A 14,263-nucleotide genomic window follows, 5' to 3' on the forward strand; every position below is an offset into this window, starting at 1 on the left:
CTTCGACGAGAAGTCCAAGGGCGGTTGCCTGAAAGGGAGTTGTGCGGTCCTGCTCGTTACAGGGCCACACCGAGCAGTGCGTCGACAGCGCGCGAGACGAGACCGGGGGCGGACTCGTCCGTGCCGCCCTCGGCCGTCTGGAGCGCGGCCCAGCGGTCCACCGCGGCGAGCGCGGTGGGCGTGTCGAGGTCGTCGGAGAGCGCCTCGCGGAGCTCCTCGACGAGCGCGTCGGCGGACGGGCCGTCGGGGCGCGAGACGGCGGCGCGCCAGCGGCCGAGCCGCTCCACGGCCGTCTCCAGGACCTGGTCGGTCCACTCCCAGTCGTCGCGGTAGCGGTGCGAGAGGAGCGCGAGCCGGATGGCGGCCGGGTCGACGCCGTCGCGGCGGAGCTTGGAGACGAAGACCAGGTTGCCCTTGGACTTCGACATCTTCTCGCCGTGCAGGGCGACCATGCCGGCGTGGACGTACGCCTTGGCCATGGGGAACTCGCCCGTGAGGGTCTGGGCGTGGGAGGCGCCCATCTCGTGGTGCGGGAAGATCAGGTCGGAGCCGCCGCCCTGCACGTCGAAGCCCATGCCCAGGTGGTCGAGGGCGATGGCGACGCACTCGATGTGCCAGCCGGGGCGGCCGGGGCCGAGGCTGCCGCCGTCCCAGCTCGGCTCGCCCTCGCGGGCGGCCATCCAGAGCATCGGGTCGAGCGGGTTCTTCTTGCCCGGACGGTCCGGGTCGCCGCCGCGCTCGGCGGAGAGGTGGCGCATCAGCTCGGTGTCGTAGTTCGACACCTGGCCGAAGTGCGGGTCGGCCTCGACGGAGAAGTAGATGTCCCCTTCGAGCTCGTAGGCGGCGCCGGAGTCCCGGAGGCGCTCGACCAGCGGGATGATGCCGGGTATGGCCTCGACCGCGCCGATGTAGTGCTGCGGGGGCAGCATCCGCAGGGCGGTCATGTCCTCGCGGAAGAGGGCGGTCTCGCGCTCGGCGAGGCCGACCCAGTCGATGCCGTCGCGGAGCGCGCGCTCCAGGAGCGGGTCGTCCACGTCCGTCACGTTCTGGACGTAGTGCACCTGCCGCTTGGTGTCGAGCCACACGCGCTGAACGAGGTCGAACGCGTTGTAGGTCGCCGCGTGACCCATGTGGGTCGCGTCGTACGGCGTGATGCCGCAGACGTAGATACGGGCGACGGGGCCGGGGGCGAGGGTCACTCGCCCGCCGGTCGCGGTGTCGTGGATCCGGAGGTCGCGGCCCTTGCCGGGAAGGGCGGGGACCTCAGAAGCGGGCCAGGCATGCATGACCCGAGCGTAACCGGACAGGTGTTCCGGATACGAACCGGATCCGGGATCTTGACCGATTAGGCGCTCTTGCGGGTCGGAGGCGTGCGTGCATACCCCCCAGGGGTCAGAGCCCCTCAGGGAGGTGTGTCCGAAAACATTCGGCCACCGGGGCGGCCGGGGTCGCGGCCCCCGGGACCTCAGACGGGTGGCCAGGGGATCGGCGGCCACTGGCCCGAGGGCTCCGGGTGTCGTCCGGTGGTGCGCAGCGCCTTCACGCGGGCGCGTACGGCCTCGACCTCGGCGACGGTCAGGAGTTCCGCCAGTCGGGTGGCGAGCGGCGCTCCCGGGGCCAGGGACCGGTCCAGTGCGTCGAGCACCCCGGCCGCCTCCGCGGGCAGCTCCTCGCCCGCCCAGCCCCACAGCAGGGTGCGCAGCTTGTCGTCGACGTGGAAGGTCACCCCGTGGTCGATGCCGTACAGCCGCCCGCCCGCGGCCGGCAGCAGATGCCCGCCCTTGCGGTCGCCGTTGTTGATGACGGCGTCCAGGACGGCCAGCCGGCGCAGCTCCGGGGTGTCGGCGTGCACGAGGAGCGCCGTACGGTCCTCGTCGATCTGCGCGGGCCCCACGGCCTTCCAGCCCTCGCCGGGCTCGTCGTCCTCGGTGAGGGCCAGGAGCCGCGCGCCGGGGTCGGCCTCGATCCACAGCTGGACCATGCCCTCCCCGTACGGCCCGTCGCGGAGCACGGTCGGCGGGACCAGGCCCCAGCCGGTGGCCTCGGAGATCTCGTACGCGGCGACCTCGCGCTGGGCGAGGGTGCCGTCGGGGAAGTCCCACAGGGGCTGCTCCCCCGCGACCGGCTTGTAGACGCAGGCGGCTTCCCGGCCCTCGTGGGCGACGGAGCAGTACAGGACGGCGTTGGACGCCTCGCGGACCCGGCCGCGCACGGTCAGCTCACCGTGGGTCAGCAGCTCGGCGTCCGACGGCGTCGAGGGGCTGCTCATGCTCCGCGGCGGTATCCGTTCTGGCGCGGGCAGACGTGCCCCTCGGGGTCGAGCGGCAGGCTGCACAGCGGGCAGGGCGGCCGGCCGGCGTTGACGACGTCCAGGGCGCGCTTGGCGAAGGCGCGGGCCTGGGCCCCGCTGAGCCGGACCCGGAGCATCGGCGGGCCGTTCTCCTCGTCCTGGAGCAGCCGCTCCTCGGCCTCGGCGAGGTCCTCCTCGGAGTCCGCGTCGAGCTCGACGAGCGCCTGCGCCTCGACGATCATGCGCTGCTCCTCGCCGTCCCAGGCGAGGGCCATGGTGCCGACCCGGAACTCCTCCTCGACGGGCACGTCGAGGGGGGCGGTGTCGGCGATCTCCGCGGGGGCTACGGCGGGCACGGGCGCGTTGCCCCCGGTGCGGCGGACGACCTCGTCGAGGAGTTCGTCGATGCGCTCGGCGAGCGCCGCGACCTGGGTCTTCTCCAGGGCGACGCTGGTGACCCGGCCGCCGGCGGACGCCTGGAGGAAGAACGTACGGCGGCCAGGCAGCCCGACCGTGCCGGCCACGAAACGCTCCGGTGGGTCGTAGAGGAACACCTGACGGGACACGTTCCCGGCTCCCTTGAGTCTCGACAGTCGTACTACAGCGGCGCGTCCACCCTACTGCGCGAGGGGATCACGGTGCGCCCGCACCGCCACCGACCTCCGCCGTCCCACTGCTGTCGGGGTGCTCCCGGGGGGCGAATCCGGCGAAGTCCCCGGTGTCGCCGAGGCGGACGAGGAAGGGACGCACGCGCGTGTAGCGGATCGCGGTGACCGAGCAGGGGTCGACGTGGATGCGCTGGAAGAGGTCCAGGTGGAGCCCGAGGGCGTCGGCGACGATCGCCTTCACGATGTCCCCGTGGGAGCACATGAGGTACGTGGCGTCCTCGCCGTGCTCGGCCTCGATCCGGGCGTTCCAGTCGCGTACGGCCTCGACGGCGCGGTTCTGCATGGCGCGCATGGACTCGCCGCCGGGGAAGGCGGCGGCGGAGGCGTGCGCCTGCACGATCTCCATCAGGGGCTCGTCGTTGAGCTCGGCCAGCTTGCGCCCCGACCAGTCGCCGTAGTCGCACTCGTTGATCCGGTCCTCGACGTGCAGCGGGAGGCCGGGGCGGGCCTCCAGGAGCGGCCGCAGGGTCTCCCGGCAGCGCTGGAGGGGGCTGGTGACGGCCGCGGCGAGCGGGACGCCCGCGAGGCGCCCGGGGAGGGCGGCGGCCTGGGCGGCCCCGCGCTCGTCGAGCGCGATCCCGGGCGTGCGCCCGGCGAGGACCCCGGAGGTGTTGGCGGTGGAGCGTCCGTGCCGGACGAGGATCAGCGTGGCCATGCGCGCCAGCCTAGGCGGTGCGAGAATGCGCGGCGTGATCGTGGACTCTGCCATCTACCGGGACGGGCGCCGTACGGATGGCCCCGCCGACCTCTCGGACGCCCTGGAGGAGGCGCGGGCCACGGGCGACGCCTTCCTCTGGGTGGGGCTCCACGAGCCCTCGGAGGCGGAGTTCGCACACGTCGCCTCGGAGTTCGCGCTGCACCCGCTGGCCGTCGAGGACGCCTTGAAGGCGCATCAGCGGCCCAAGCTGGAGGTCTACGACGACTCGCTCTTCGTGGTGCTCAAGCCCATCGTGTACGAGCCGGAGAGCGACCGGGTGTCCTCGGGCGAGCTGATGGTGTTCATGGGCGACTCGTTCGTCGTGACGGTCCGGCACGGCGAGGGCGCTCCCCTGGCGCAGGTCCGGCGGCGTCTGGAGGCCGAGCGGGAGGTCCTGAAGCACGGGCCGACGGCGGTGCTGTACGCGGTGAGCGACGCGATCGTGGACCACTACCTCGACGTGGCGGCCGAGCTCCAGGTCGACCTGGAGGAGCTGGAGGCGGACGTCTTCGCGCCCAGCGGCGGCAATCCGGCCAACACCGCGGAGCGGATCTACACGGCGAAGCGGCAGGTCCTGGAGTTCCGGCGGGCGAGCGGTCCGCTGGCCGGGCCGATGAGCCGGCTGACGGCCGGCTCGGTGCCGTTCGTGAACGAGCGCTCGCAGCCCTTCTTCCGGGACGTCAACGACCATCTGCTGCGCTCCAACGAGCAGGTGGAGGGCCTCGACCGGCTCCTGTCCGACGTGCTGTCGGCCCATCTCGCGCAGATGGGCGTCCGGCAGAACGACGACATGCGGAAGATCTCGGCGTGGGCGGCCATGGCCGCGGTCCCCACGATGGTCGCGGGGATCTACGGGATGAACTTCGACCACATGCCGGAGCTGCACTGGGTGGCCTCGTACCCGGTGGTGATCGTGGTGATGGCGGGCATCGTCGTCGCACTCCACCGGGTCTTCAAGCGGCGCGGCTGGCTGTAGCCGCCGGAGGGCCCGCTCAGAAGGCGGGGGCGGGGGTGGCGGGACCGCCGAGGGCGTCCAGCCGCTCGGGCATCCGCAGGTCGACCATCCTGTGCCAGCCGGCGGCGCGCTCGTACAGGTACACGGCGTGGATCCCGGCGGCGAGGACGGCCGCCTTGGGCTTCGGCCAGTTCAGGATGCGGCCCATGTGACGCATCACGGCGAGGCTGACGTCGCGGTAGACCTGGATCTCGGCGAGGGCGGACTCGCGCAGGGTCCGCTGGATGAGCCGGCCGTGGCCCTGGCGGGCGAGCCTGAGCAGTTCCTCGTGGCAGTAGGCGAGGTGGTTGTCCTCGTCGTTGCAGATCATCCGGATGGCCCTGCCGAGCTCCGGGTGGTCGCCGAAGTGCTTCACGAGCAGCTGCATCTGGTCGGCGGCGCGCTCCTCGGTGACCCTGCTGTGCGCGAGGTAGACGACCACGTCCTCCTCGGTCAGCGGCCGGTCGGCGCGGAGCTTGTCGTGCGCGAGGCCGATGCCGCGCTGTTCGAGGAGCATCGTGTAGTCGGTGTCGGGGGGCACGGGGACGGGTTCGAGGCCGCGCTTCTTCATCAACGCGTTGAAGATCCGGCCGTGCTTGTCCTCGTCGGCGCCGTGCCGGGTGATCTTGGGCGCGAGGGCGCGCATGCCGGGCGCGACGAGGGCCGCGATCCGGGCGTTCTCCCAGCCGCCCTGGGACTCGCCGCTCGCGGCGATGGAACAGAAGAGCCGGAAGGACTCGTCGTTGTCGATGATTTCCTGGAACAGGCCCTTGGCCGTGAGCATCGCCGCCACCTCCTGCGGACGTCCGCACTCCGGTACGTCCGGGAAGAACGAGTCAAGTCGCGTCCCGGGCGGCGGGCAACAGGAGGGCGTGACGGCTCGGCCGAAAGAGTGAGACCCGAGGGCGTAACCGGGGGCCCCGTGGAGCGTTGTTCCGGATGACGGCCGTGGCGGGGAAGACCCCCGAGCCCCCACCACGGCCGCAGGAATTCCTAGGCGAGGCCCGCGCGCTCCATGGCCTCGACGCCCGCCCGCAGGGCCGCCAGGCGCTCGTCGAGGGTGAAGCCGGCCGGGGCGAGGGTGAGGGTGGTGACCCCGGCCTCCGCGTAGGCGGTCATCCGCTCGGCGATCCGCTCGACGGAGCCGAGCAGCGCGGTCTGGTCGATCAGCGAGTGGGGCACGGCGGCCGCGGCCCCCGTCTTGTCGCCGGCCAGGTACTTGTCCTGGATCTCGGCGGCCTCCTTCTCGTACCCCATGCGCTGGGCGAGCTGGTTGTAGAAGTTCTGCTTCCGGCTGCCCATGCCGCCGACGTACAGCGCGGTGTACGGGCGGAAGACGTCGGCCAGCGCGTTCACGTCGTCGCCGAGGGCGAGCGGCAGGGTGGGACAGACGTCGAAGCCGTCCAGGGTCAGACCGGCCTTCTCGCGGCCCGCGCGCAGGTGCCGCAGCGCGGTCTCCTCCAGGTGCTCGGCGGAGGGGAAGATCAGCAGGGCGCCGTCGGCGATCTCGCCGGTCTGCTCCAGGTTCTTCGGCCCGATCGCGGCGATGTAGAGCGGGATGTGCTCGCGCTGCGGGTGGACGGTGAGCTTGATCGGCTTGCCGGGGCCGCCGGGCAGCGGCAGCGTCCAGTGCTCGCCCTCGTAGCTGAGCCGCTCCCGGGTCATGGCCTTGCGGACGATCTCGACGTACTCGCGGGTCCGGGCGAGCGGCTTGTCGAACTTCACGCCGTACCAGCCCTCGGAGACCTGCGGTCCCGAGACGCCGAGGCCGAGGCGGAAGCGGCCGCCGCTGAGCGAGTCGAGGGTGGCCGCCGTCATCGCCGTCATGGCGGGCTGGCGGGCCGGGATCTGCATGATCGCGGAGCCGACGTCGATCCGCTCGGTCTTCGCCGCGACCCAGGAGAGGACGGTGGGGGCGTCGGAGCCGTAGGCCTCGGCGGCCCAGCAGACGTCGTAGCCGAGGCGGTCCGCCTCCTGGGCGACGGCGAGGTTGTCGCCGTCCATGCCGGCGCCCCAGTAGCCGAGGTTGATGCCGAGCCGCATTCCACGCACCCCTTACCCATCGGTAACGTCTCTTTGGCCGGACTCTAGCGCGCGCGTGGGCCATCCGTCAGGACGCGGTTGTCCACAGGCTCTCTCCGCGTGGTGCCCTGGCCAGTACTCTCGCGCCCATGGAGCAGAGGCATCTCGGACGTACCGGCCTGCGTGTGTCGCGCATCGGACTCGGCACGCTCACCTGGGGGCGGGACACCGACGAGCACGACGCCGCCGAGCAGTTGAAGGCGTTCTGGGACGCGGGCGGCACGCTCGTGGACACCGCGGACGTGTACGGCGGGGGCGAGGCGGAGTACCTGCTCGGCCGCCTGATGGAGCGTCTGGTGCCCCGGCAGGACCTCGTCCTGTCGACCAAGGCGGGCAGCGTCCCGGACCCCGACCGGCGCACGGACGGCTCGCGCGGGCATCTGCTGGCCGCGCTCGACGCGTCCCTCGCCCGGCTCGGCACCGACCACGTGGACCTGTGGCAGCTGCACGCCTTCGACCCGTACACGCCCCTGGAGGAGTCGCTCCAGGCCCTGGACATCGCCGTACGGAGCGGGCGGGCGCGGTACGCGGGCGTGGCCAACTTCTGCGGCTGGCAGCTCGCCAAGGCGGGCACCTGGCAGCTCGGCGGCGACCGGACCCGGCTCGCGGGGGCCCAGCTGGAGTACTCGCTGCTCCAGCGGGGCATCGAGCGGGAGGTGCTGCCGGCCGCCATGGACCTCGGCATAGGCCTGCTGCCCTCGTCCCCGCTGGGGCGCGGGGTCCTGACGGGGAAGTACCGCAGCGGCACGCCGACGGACTCCCGGGGCGCCTCCGAGACGATGGCGCCGTTCGTGGAACCGTACCTGGACGAGGCGGCGAGCCGGATCGTGGACGCGGTGGCGACGGCGGCGGACGGGCTCGCGACGACCCCGCTCCACGTGGCGCTCGCATGGGTCCGGGACCGCCCCGGAGTGACGGCGCCGATCGTCGGCGCGCGCACGGCGCGGCAGCTCACGGCCACGTTGTCAGTGGAGGCGCTTAGTCTTCCTGACGAGATCTGTCGGGCGCTGGACGATGTGTCGGCGCCCGTGCACCGCTATCCGGATCACGACTGGAGCACCTTGTGACCGAGCCTTCCGGGGAGACCGCGCCCGAGGCCGTGGAGCCCGCCGACCGGCCGGGGACGGCCGAAGAGCCGGGAACGGACGCAGAGCCGGGCGCGGCCGAGAAGCCGGGTACCGCCGAAGCGGCGAGGACGACCGACGTGCCGGACACCGCCGAAGTGCCGGAGGACGACGAACGGCCCGAGGGCGACGCGGAGGCCGAGGGGGCAGCAGAGCCCGAGGGAGCCGGAAAGCCCGACGTGGACGCGGAGCCTGGCCTGGACGCCGAGGCGGGGGTGGACGCCCTGGCTGGTGCGGCCGGGGAGCCCGGCGTCGTCGCGGAGCCCGACGTGGACGCCGAGGCTGGTGCGGCCGGCGAGCCCGGCGTCGACGCCGAGCCCGACGTGGACGCGGAGCCCAGCGCGGACGCCGGGCCCGGTGCCGCCGGGGAGTCCGAGGCCGGCGGGAGTAGCGAGGCCGCCGCTGGTGGCGGCGCCGCCGAGGTGAGTGAGGCTCAGGCCGAGCTCGCCGCGCAGCGGGAGCTGCGGGCGAAGATCGAGGCGCGGAAGGCCGAGAAGGGCGGCCCGGTGGCGAGCGGCGCCAAGCTGAGCGGCACCGCGGCCGACCTCCTCGCGGCCGTCCGGGCCGTGGAGGGCGGCTCCGCGTCGGGCAGCGCGTTCTACGAGGCGGAGCCCGAGCCCGCGCCCCGCCGCCCCGCCGCCGAGGCGGCCCCGCCGATGACCGTGCGCCCCCCCGCACCGGAGCGGCCCGCCGCTCCGGCACCCGGCACCACGGCCGCCGTCCGCGAAGTCCTCGCCCAGGGCGGCGCCCCCGAGGCGCTGGCCGGTCAGGTCGCCGCCGCACTCGGCGAGAACGCGGCCGCCGCGCTGCGCGAGGACCCGTGGCAGCTGCTCGCGGTGTCCGGGGTCCGCCCGGAGCAGGCCGACGGTTTCGCGCGGGCGCTGCTCGGGCCCGCGTGCGGCCCGGGCGACCCGCGCCGTGCGGTCGCCCTGACCGTGTGGCTCCTGGAGCGGGCCGCCGTCCAGGGGCACACGGCCCTGGAGATCGAGGCCGTGCGCGCGGGACTCGCCGGACACGCGGTGCCCGACCCCGAGCAGGCGGTCGAGACGGCGGTCTCCGAGGGCGCGGTCCTCGTCTTCCAGGAGGAGGAGACGGCCGAGGAGCCCGAGGGCGACGAGGACGTCGAGGAGACGCCCGCGCCCGCCACTCCCGTGCTCCTCGGGCTCGACCGGTACGCGCTCGCGGAGGAGAGCCTCGCGGACGGTCTCGCCCGCCTGGTCAGGACGGCGACGCCCGACGCCTGGGAGGGCGGCGAGCTCGCGCGCGCCGCCGGGGCGCACGGCCTCGTCCTGCACACCGGCGGAGAGGCCTCCCGCGCCGAGCCGGTGGCGCTCGCCGCCGCGGCCCGTGAGCGCGGGCTGCGCACCCTGGTGGCCGTCCACGCGGAGGCCGGGCGCCGCGCCGCAGGACCGGACGCGGTGACGGTCGCCGCCCTGCTGTCGGGGGCCGCGGGTCCCGGCCGGGACGAGGACGGCGCCTTCGCCCTTGACCTCCTCGTGGTGCTCGACGCGCCGCAGCTGGACGTCGAGACCGGCGCGATGCTGGTGGAGTCGCTGCCGGACGGCTGCCGTCTGGTACTGAGCGGCGACCCCGAGGTGCTCGGCGCGCCGGGAGCGGGCCGGGTCTTCGCTGACGTGCTCGCGGCCCGGGTGTGCCCGAGGATCGCGTCGCGCGTCCCCGACCCGGGGCCGCTCGGCAAGCTGGTGTCGGGCATCGGGGTCGGCGAGCTGAACCAGGTCGAGGCCCCCGGCAAGGAGGTCGTGATCGTCCCGGTGCGGGACGCGGGCGAGGCCGTGCACCGTACGGTCCAGCTGGTGGCGGACTCGGTGCCCCGGGCGATCGGGGTGCCGTCCGGGCAGACCCAGGTCGTCACGGTCGGCCACGGCGGCTCGGCCGGCACGCGCGCGCTGAACGCCGCCCTCAAGCAGCGGCTCAACCCCGGTCCCGGCCGGTTCGGGGGCTACGACCCCGGGGACCGGGTGGCGTACGCGCCCGTGCCGGGGCGCACGGTGACCGGCACGGTCCTCTCGGCCGACGCCGAGGGGCTGCGGCTGCGCTGCGGGGACGACGAGCTCCTCGTGCCGAAGGAGCGGGTGGAGTCGGCGCTGCGGCACGGCTGGGCGCTCACCGCACACCAGGCGGCCGGGGCACGCTGGCCCGCGGTGGTCGTGGTGCTGCCAGGGGACGCGGCGGGCGGCCTGAGCCGGCCGTGGGTGTACACGGCCTTCGGCCGGGCGGAGCGCCATCTGTCGGTCGTGCACGGCGTGGACCAGGCGCTGGCCCGCGCGGTGGCCGAGGGGGTGGCCCCGGAGCGTACGACGCGACTGCGGCCGCTCCTGGAGGGGCTGCTGGCCGCCGACGAGGAGAAGTAGCGGCACGGGAACGACCGAGGGCCGGGACACCGCACGTGGTGTCCCGGCCCTCGCGCGTACCGGAAGGCGTCAGGCCTCCACGCCCCGGACCGCCACGTCCAGAGGCTCGTCCTCGTCCTCCTCGTCGAAGACGGAGCTGACGTCGAAGCGGCAGACGATCCGCTCGGGGTCGGCATGGTCGAAGGGGGCGGCCAGCCACTCCCCCGGTTCCGGGAGCTCCTCGGCGGCCGTGACCCAGAGCGTGGAGTCCCCCTCCTCCAGACCGAACTCCTTGTGCCGCGAGGCGATCTCGTCCGGTTCGTACTCGCCGAAGAGCACGCCGAGCGCGGCGAGCGGCGAGACGCCGGCCTTGGCGGCCGCCGCGGTGTCCGCCGTGTCGCCGAGCTCGGCGACACGGCGGGCCTGGGCGAGCAGGCGTTGCGGTTCCGCCACGGCGTAGTCGCGGCGGATCAGGAGGCTGAGGGCGTGAGGTTCGTCAGGTCCGGCGTACGGCGGCAGGTTGCCGTCGGGTCCGGGGATCTCGAAGGGGGTGACCTCGTCGTAGCGGTCGTAGAGGAGCTCGTCGTACGCCTCGGCGGCCGCGGCGAGGGCGTTGAAGGCTTCGTAGACGGCCGTGTCGTCGTCTCCCGTGCGGCGTTCGACCGCCGCGAGGTGACGGTCCAGTGCGGTCTTGACCGCCTCCGCGGCGGCACGTACCTCGGCAGCGGTGGGCTGCGCAGCATCAGACATGGAACAGACGCTATCCGTACCGGGCCCGTGCCCGCACAATAGATGCGATGCCGGAATACGAATTTGTCGACGTGTACGTGCCGCGCGGTGTCTCCCGCAAGGAGGCGACGCGGCTCCTGACCGACCATGCCGAGTACGGACACTGGGAGTTGGACCGTCTGAGCCTCCACCGGGACGGGAGCCGCAGAGTGCGGCTGAAGCGGCGGATCATCCGCCAGGTCCGGGCGACCTGGTAGGGGGAGACAGGCCGACGAGACACGAGAAGGGGCCCCGCGGTGTGCGGGGCCCCTGCGCGTGGTGCGTGAGCGCGACGGCTCAGGCGGCGCTGCGGGCGCGGCGGTAGATCAGCGAGCCGGCGAGCAGCAGTCCGGCACCGGCGGGGACGATCACACCGAGCGGACCGGAGCCGGTCTCGGCGAGCTCCTCGACGGCACGGGGCGGAGTGACGATCTGCGTACCGGGAGTGTTCGGCCCGCCCTCACCGCCGGAGGTGCCGGGCGTACCCGGGGTCCCGGGGGTCCCAGGAGTACCGGGCGTACCCGGAGTGCCAGGGGTCTCAGGCGTACCGGGGGTGCCGGGGGTGCCAGGCGTCCCCGGAGTACCGGGGGTACCCGGGGTCCCAGGCGTGCCAGGCGTACCCGGAGTGCCGGGGGTGCCCGGGGTCCCAGGCGTGCCAGGCGTACCCGGAGTGCCGGGGGTGCCCGGGGTCCCGGGCGTACCCGGGGTCTCCTCCCCGTACCCCGTGTCCCCGCCGCCGTTGGCGCAGTCGTTGCCCGTGACGGCGTTGCCGAGGCCGACGCCGGTGACGTTGTTGCCGCAGACGTTCACGGGGACGTCGATCGGGACCTGGACGTTGTTGCCGGAGCCCACACCCGGGGAGTTGCTCGTGTGCCCGCCGGCGGAGGAGCCGCCGCCGGACGGGGAGGTGTTGGCGCACGTGTTGCCGAAGGCGGGGTTGAGCACTCCGACGACATTGACGGTGTTCCCGCAGGCGTTCACCGGTACGTGCACCGGGACCTGGACGGAATTGCCGGACGCGATGCCCGGGGAATTCGTGGCCGTACCGTTCGCGCCGGAATCGGCGTGCGCATATCCGCCGCCGACGGCGGCGAAAACGCCTCCGGCGGCCGCCACGGTGATAAGGCCCTTGCGCGTGACCTGTCGCATAGCTTGTTCCTGCCTGCTCGGCTTAGTAAGGAGTGCCACCGGGCGGTGGGCCCGGGGCGGAAATGGCCACCGGCCCCGGAGTGCATGGCACGCACTCCGGGGCCGGACCGGCTCACACCCTCACGGGGCGAGGCACAACGTCAGGCGTTGACGCAGGTGTTGCCGAAGGCGGGGTTCAGCAGCCCGATGACGGACACGGTGTTGCCGCAGACGTTCACGGGGACGTGAACCGGCACCTGGACGACGTTGCCCGAGAGGACACCGGGGGAACCGATGGCCGCACCCTGGGCACCCGCGTCGGCAACGGCCATGCCCGCACCCGCGAGAACGAGACCGCCGGTGGCAGCCGCAGCAGCGACGACCTTCTTGATCATTATTCCTCCTAGTTGGCAATGCGGTCCCAGCCGCGGACCGCACCACCTGTAACGAGGGGGAAAGGTGAGAGCTACGAGCCCCCCAGTTCATTCACTCTTTCCGGTCACATGCAAACGGACGGACGAATTCGCCGGGGGTCCCGGTCCCTCAGCAGGCGTCGAGGAAGCGGTCCAGGACGCGGACGCCGAACTTGAGGCCGTCGACCGGGACCCGCTCGTCCACGCCGTGGAACATGCCCGCGAAGTCGAGCTCGGGCGGCAGCTGGAGCGGGGCGAAGCCGAAGCAGCGGATGCCGAGGTCGTCGAAGGACTTGGCGTCGGTGCCGCCGGAGAGCATGTACGGCACGGCGCGGGCGATCGGGTCCTCGGCGCGCAGCGCCAGCTGCATGGCGTCGACCAGGGCGCCGTCGAAGCTGGTCTCCAGGGCCTTGTCGCCGTGCACGTCCTCGCGCTTCACGCGGGGGCCGAGGATCCGGTCGAGGTCCGCCAGGAACTCCTGCTCGTACCCGGGCAGGAAGCGGCCGTCGACGTGCGCGGTGGCCTGGCCGGGGATCACGTTCACCTTGTAGCCCGCGCCGAGCATGGTGGGGGCGGCCGAGTTGCGGAGGGTGGCGCCGACCATCTTGGCGATGCCGCCGAGCTTGGCGAGGGTGCCGTCCATGTCCTCGGGGTCGAGCGGGGTGCCGAGCGCGTCCGAGAGCTCGTCGAGGAAGGACCGTACGGTCTTGGTGACCCTGACCGGCCACTGGTGGCGGCCGAGCCGGCCGACGGCCTCGCAGAGCTCGGTGATGGCGTTGTCGTTGTTGGTCATCGAGCCGTGGCCGGCCGTGCCCTCGACGGTGAGGCGCATCCAGTGCATGCCCTTCTGGGCCGTCTCGACCAGGTAGAGCCGCAGGTTCTCGTTGACGGTGAAGGAGAAGCCGCCGACCTCGCCGATCGCCTCCGTGACGCCGTCGAAGAGGTCGCGGTGCTTGTCGACCAGGTGGCGGGCGCCGTAGGTGCCGCCGGCCTCCTCGTCGGCGAGGAAGGCGAGGACGATGTCGCGCGGGGGCTTGCGGCCGCTGCGCAGCCGGTCACGGACGACCGCGAGGGTCATCGCGTCCATGTCCTTCATGTCGACGGCGCCGCGGCCCCAGACGCAGCCGTCGGCGATCTCGCCGGAGAAGGGGTGGTGCGTCCAGTCCTCGGCGTTGGCCGGGACGACGTCGGTGTGGCCGTGGATGAGCAGGGCCGGACGGGACGGGTCCTCGCCCTCGATCCGGGCGACGGTGGAGGCCCGCCCCTTGTGCGACTCGATGATCTTCGGCTCGAGTCCGACCTCCGCGAGCTTCTCGGCGACGTACTCGGCCGCCCCCCGCTCGCCCGGGCCGGAGTGGTCGCCGTAGTTGCTGGTGTCGATGCGGATGAGGTCACGACAGAGGTCCACGACCTCGTCCTCGCCGCTGACGCTCCGGGTCGTGTTCGACTCGCTCACGCTGCTTCCTCCCACTACGTGCCCCACGTGATTCCTTGTGATCGCTCCCATACTCCCGCGTCGCCCCCTCACCCCCCAAGGCCACCGCGACGCGCGACACGCCGCTGTCACATGCCGGGGGCCGAGCGGGGGTGGTGATCGACCCCCTCAGATCTTTGCTATTGTTCTCTTCGTCGGAAGGGCCCAGCGGCCCGAAAGACAGACACCTTGTCCGGGTGGCGGAATGGCAGACGCGCTAGCTTGAGGTGCTAGTGCCCTTTATCGGGCGTGGGGGTTCAAGTCCCCCCTCGGA

General features: G+C 73.1%; 14 protein-coding genes. 4 read left to right on the top strand and 10 right to left on the bottom strand.

Annotated features, from left to right (window positions below):
* Positions 1-56: 56 nt before the first annotated feature.
* The 4 genes from mshC to ABT041_RS37915 form a co-directional block, all read right to left on the bottom strand.
* Entirely contained in the window at positions 57-1,286 is a 1,230-nt protein-coding gene (gene mshC, locus ABT041_RS37900) for a cysteine--1-D-myo-inosityl 2-amino-2-deoxy-alpha-D-glucopyranoside ligase (RefSeq protein ID WP_351193435.1), read from the bottom strand.
* A 179-nt stretch (positions 1,287-1,465) separates the two neighbouring features.
* Positions 1,466-2,302 carry an SCO1664 family protein gene (locus ABT041_RS37905; RefSeq protein ID WP_351193455.1) on the bottom strand — a complete coding sequence of 279 codons (837 nt, stop codon included), beginning with the start codon at positions 2,300-2,302 and terminating at the stop codon, positions 1,466-1,468.
* Positions 2,266-2,856, bottom strand: coding sequence for a DUF3090 domain-containing protein (locus ABT041_RS37910; protein ID WP_189805362.1), 591 nt, complete (start codon positions 2,854-2,856; stop codon positions 2,266-2,268). Before ABT041_RS37910 ends, ABT041_RS37905 begins: the two co-directional genes overlap by 37 nt.
* A 67-nt stretch (positions 2,857-2,923) precedes the next feature.
* A complete protein-coding gene (locus ABT041_RS37915; RefSeq protein WP_351193437.1) occupies positions 2,924-3,613 on the bottom strand; it encodes a histidine phosphatase family protein in 690 nt (229 codons plus the stop codon).
* A gap of 25 nt (positions 3,614-3,638) precedes the next feature.
* Here ABT041_RS37915 and ABT041_RS37920 point away from each other — a divergent pair, with 25 nt between their 5' ends.
* Positions 3,639-4,631 (top strand): magnesium and cobalt transport protein CorA, encoded by a 993-nt coding sequence (locus ABT041_RS37920; protein ID WP_351193457.1) that lies wholly within the window; start codon positions 3,639-3,641, stop codon positions 4,629-4,631.
* 16 nt (positions 4,632-4,647) lie between these two features.
* Here ABT041_RS37920 and ABT041_RS37925 read toward each other — a convergent pair whose 3' ends face one another.
* Positions 4,648-5,433: a ferritin-like domain-containing protein gene (locus ABT041_RS37925; protein WP_041128402.1), complete on the bottom strand. Its 786-nt coding sequence runs from the start codon at positions 5,431-5,433 to the stop codon at positions 4,648-4,650.
* Between the two features lie 209 nt (positions 5,434-5,642).
* Positions 5,643-6,692 carry an LLM class F420-dependent oxidoreductase gene (locus tag ABT041_RS37930; protein ID WP_351193440.1) on the bottom strand — a complete coding sequence of 350 codons (1,050 nt, stop codon included), beginning with the start codon at positions 6,690-6,692 and terminating at the stop codon, positions 5,643-5,645.
* A gap of 128 nt (positions 6,693-6,820) precedes the next feature.
* Between ABT041_RS37930 and ABT041_RS37935 the strand changes: the two genes are divergently transcribed.
* On the top strand, positions 6,821-7,798 hold the full coding sequence (locus tag ABT041_RS37935; protein WP_351193443.1) for an aldo/keto reductase: 978 nt from the start codon (positions 6,821-6,823) through the stop codon (positions 7,796-7,798).
* Positions 7,795-10,227 (top strand): helix-hairpin-helix domain-containing protein, encoded by a 2,433-nt coding sequence (locus ABT041_RS37940; RefSeq protein WP_502976707.1) that lies wholly within the window; start codon positions 7,795-7,797, stop codon positions 10,225-10,227. The genes ABT041_RS37935 and ABT041_RS37940 overlap by 4 nt, the downstream gene beginning before the upstream one ends.
* Positions 10,228-10,296: 69 nt before the next feature.
* Here ABT041_RS37940 and ABT041_RS37945 read toward each other — a convergent pair whose 3' ends face one another.
* Positions 10,297-10,956 carry a hypothetical protein gene (locus ABT041_RS37945; RefSeq protein ID WP_351193445.1) on the bottom strand — a complete coding sequence of 220 codons (660 nt, stop codon included), beginning with the start codon at positions 10,954-10,956 and terminating at the stop codon, positions 10,297-10,299.
* 47 nt (positions 10,957-11,003) lie between these two features.
* Here ABT041_RS37945 and ABT041_RS37950 point away from each other — a divergent pair, with 47 nt between their 5' ends.
* Entirely contained in the window at positions 11,004-11,192 is a 189-nt protein-coding gene (locus tag ABT041_RS37950; protein ID WP_015032473.1) for a DUF5703 family protein, read from the top strand.
* A 79-nt stretch (positions 11,193-11,271) separates the two neighbouring features.
* Here ABT041_RS37950 and ABT041_RS37955 read toward each other — a convergent pair whose 3' ends face one another.
* The 3 genes from ABT041_RS37955 to ABT041_RS37965 form a co-directional block, all read right to left on the bottom strand.
* Positions 11,272-12,123, bottom strand: a complete 852-nt coding sequence (locus ABT041_RS37955; RefSeq protein ID WP_351193448.1) for a chaplin — start codon at positions 12,121-12,123, stop codon at positions 11,272-11,274.
* A gap of 140 nt (positions 12,124-12,263) precedes the next feature.
* Positions 12,264-12,497, bottom strand: coding sequence for a chaplin ChpH (chpH, locus tag ABT041_RS37960; RefSeq protein WP_015032475.1), 234 nt, complete (start codon positions 12,495-12,497; stop codon positions 12,264-12,266).
* A gap of 148 nt (positions 12,498-12,645) precedes the next feature.
* Positions 12,646-13,971: a M20/M25/M40 family metallo-hydrolase gene (locus tag ABT041_RS37965; RefSeq protein ID WP_351193452.1), complete on the bottom strand. Its 1,326-nt coding sequence runs from the start codon at positions 13,969-13,971 to the stop codon at positions 12,646-12,648.
* Positions 13,972-14,263 lie beyond the last annotated feature (292 nt).

Origin of the sequence: Streptomyces sp. NPDC002825 (assembly GCF_040295385.1) — a bacterium.
Taxonomy (GTDB): Bacteria; Actinomycetota; Actinomycetes; order Streptomycetales; family Streptomycetaceae; genus Streptomyces.

Bases quoted from the DNA above. Each gene is read 5' to 3' on its own strand.
- ABT041_RS37945 (WP_351193445.1), bottom strand. From the start codon at position 10,956: ATGTCTGATGCTGCGCAGCCCACCGCTGCCGAGGTACGTGCCGCCGCG.
- mshC (WP_351193435.1), bottom strand. From the start codon at position 1,286: ATGCATGCCTGGCCCGCTTCTGAGGTCCCCGCCCTTCCCGGCAAGGGC.
- chpH (WP_015032475.1), bottom strand. From the start codon at position 12,497: ATGATCAAGAAGGTCGTCGCTGCTGCGGCTGCCACCGGCGGTCTCGTT.
- ABT041_RS37915 (WP_351193437.1), bottom strand. From the start codon at position 3,613: ATGGCCACGCTGATCCTCGTCCGGCACGGACGCTCCACCGCCAACACC.
- ABT041_RS37935 (WP_351193443.1), top strand. From the start codon at position 6,821: ATGGAGCAGAGGCATCTCGGACGTACCGGCCTGCGTGTGTCGCGCATC.
- ABT041_RS37955 (WP_351193448.1), bottom strand. From the start codon at position 12,123: ATGCGACAGGTCACGCGCAAGGGCCTTATCACCGTGGCGGCCGCCGGA.
- ABT041_RS37950 (WP_015032473.1), top strand. From the start codon at position 11,004: ATGCCGGAATACGAATTTGTCGACGTGTACGTGCCGCGCGGTGTCTCC.
- ABT041_RS37925 (WP_041128402.1), bottom strand. From the start codon at position 5,433: ATGCTCACGGCCAAGGGCCTGTTCCAGGAAATCATCGACAACGACGAG.
- ABT041_RS37920 (WP_351193457.1), top strand. From the start codon at position 3,639: ATGCGCGGCGTGATCGTGGACTCTGCCATCTACCGGGACGGGCGCCGT.
- ABT041_RS37930 (WP_351193440.1), bottom strand. From the start codon at position 6,692: ATGCGGCTCGGCATCAACCTCGGCTACTGGGGCGCCGGCATGGACGGC.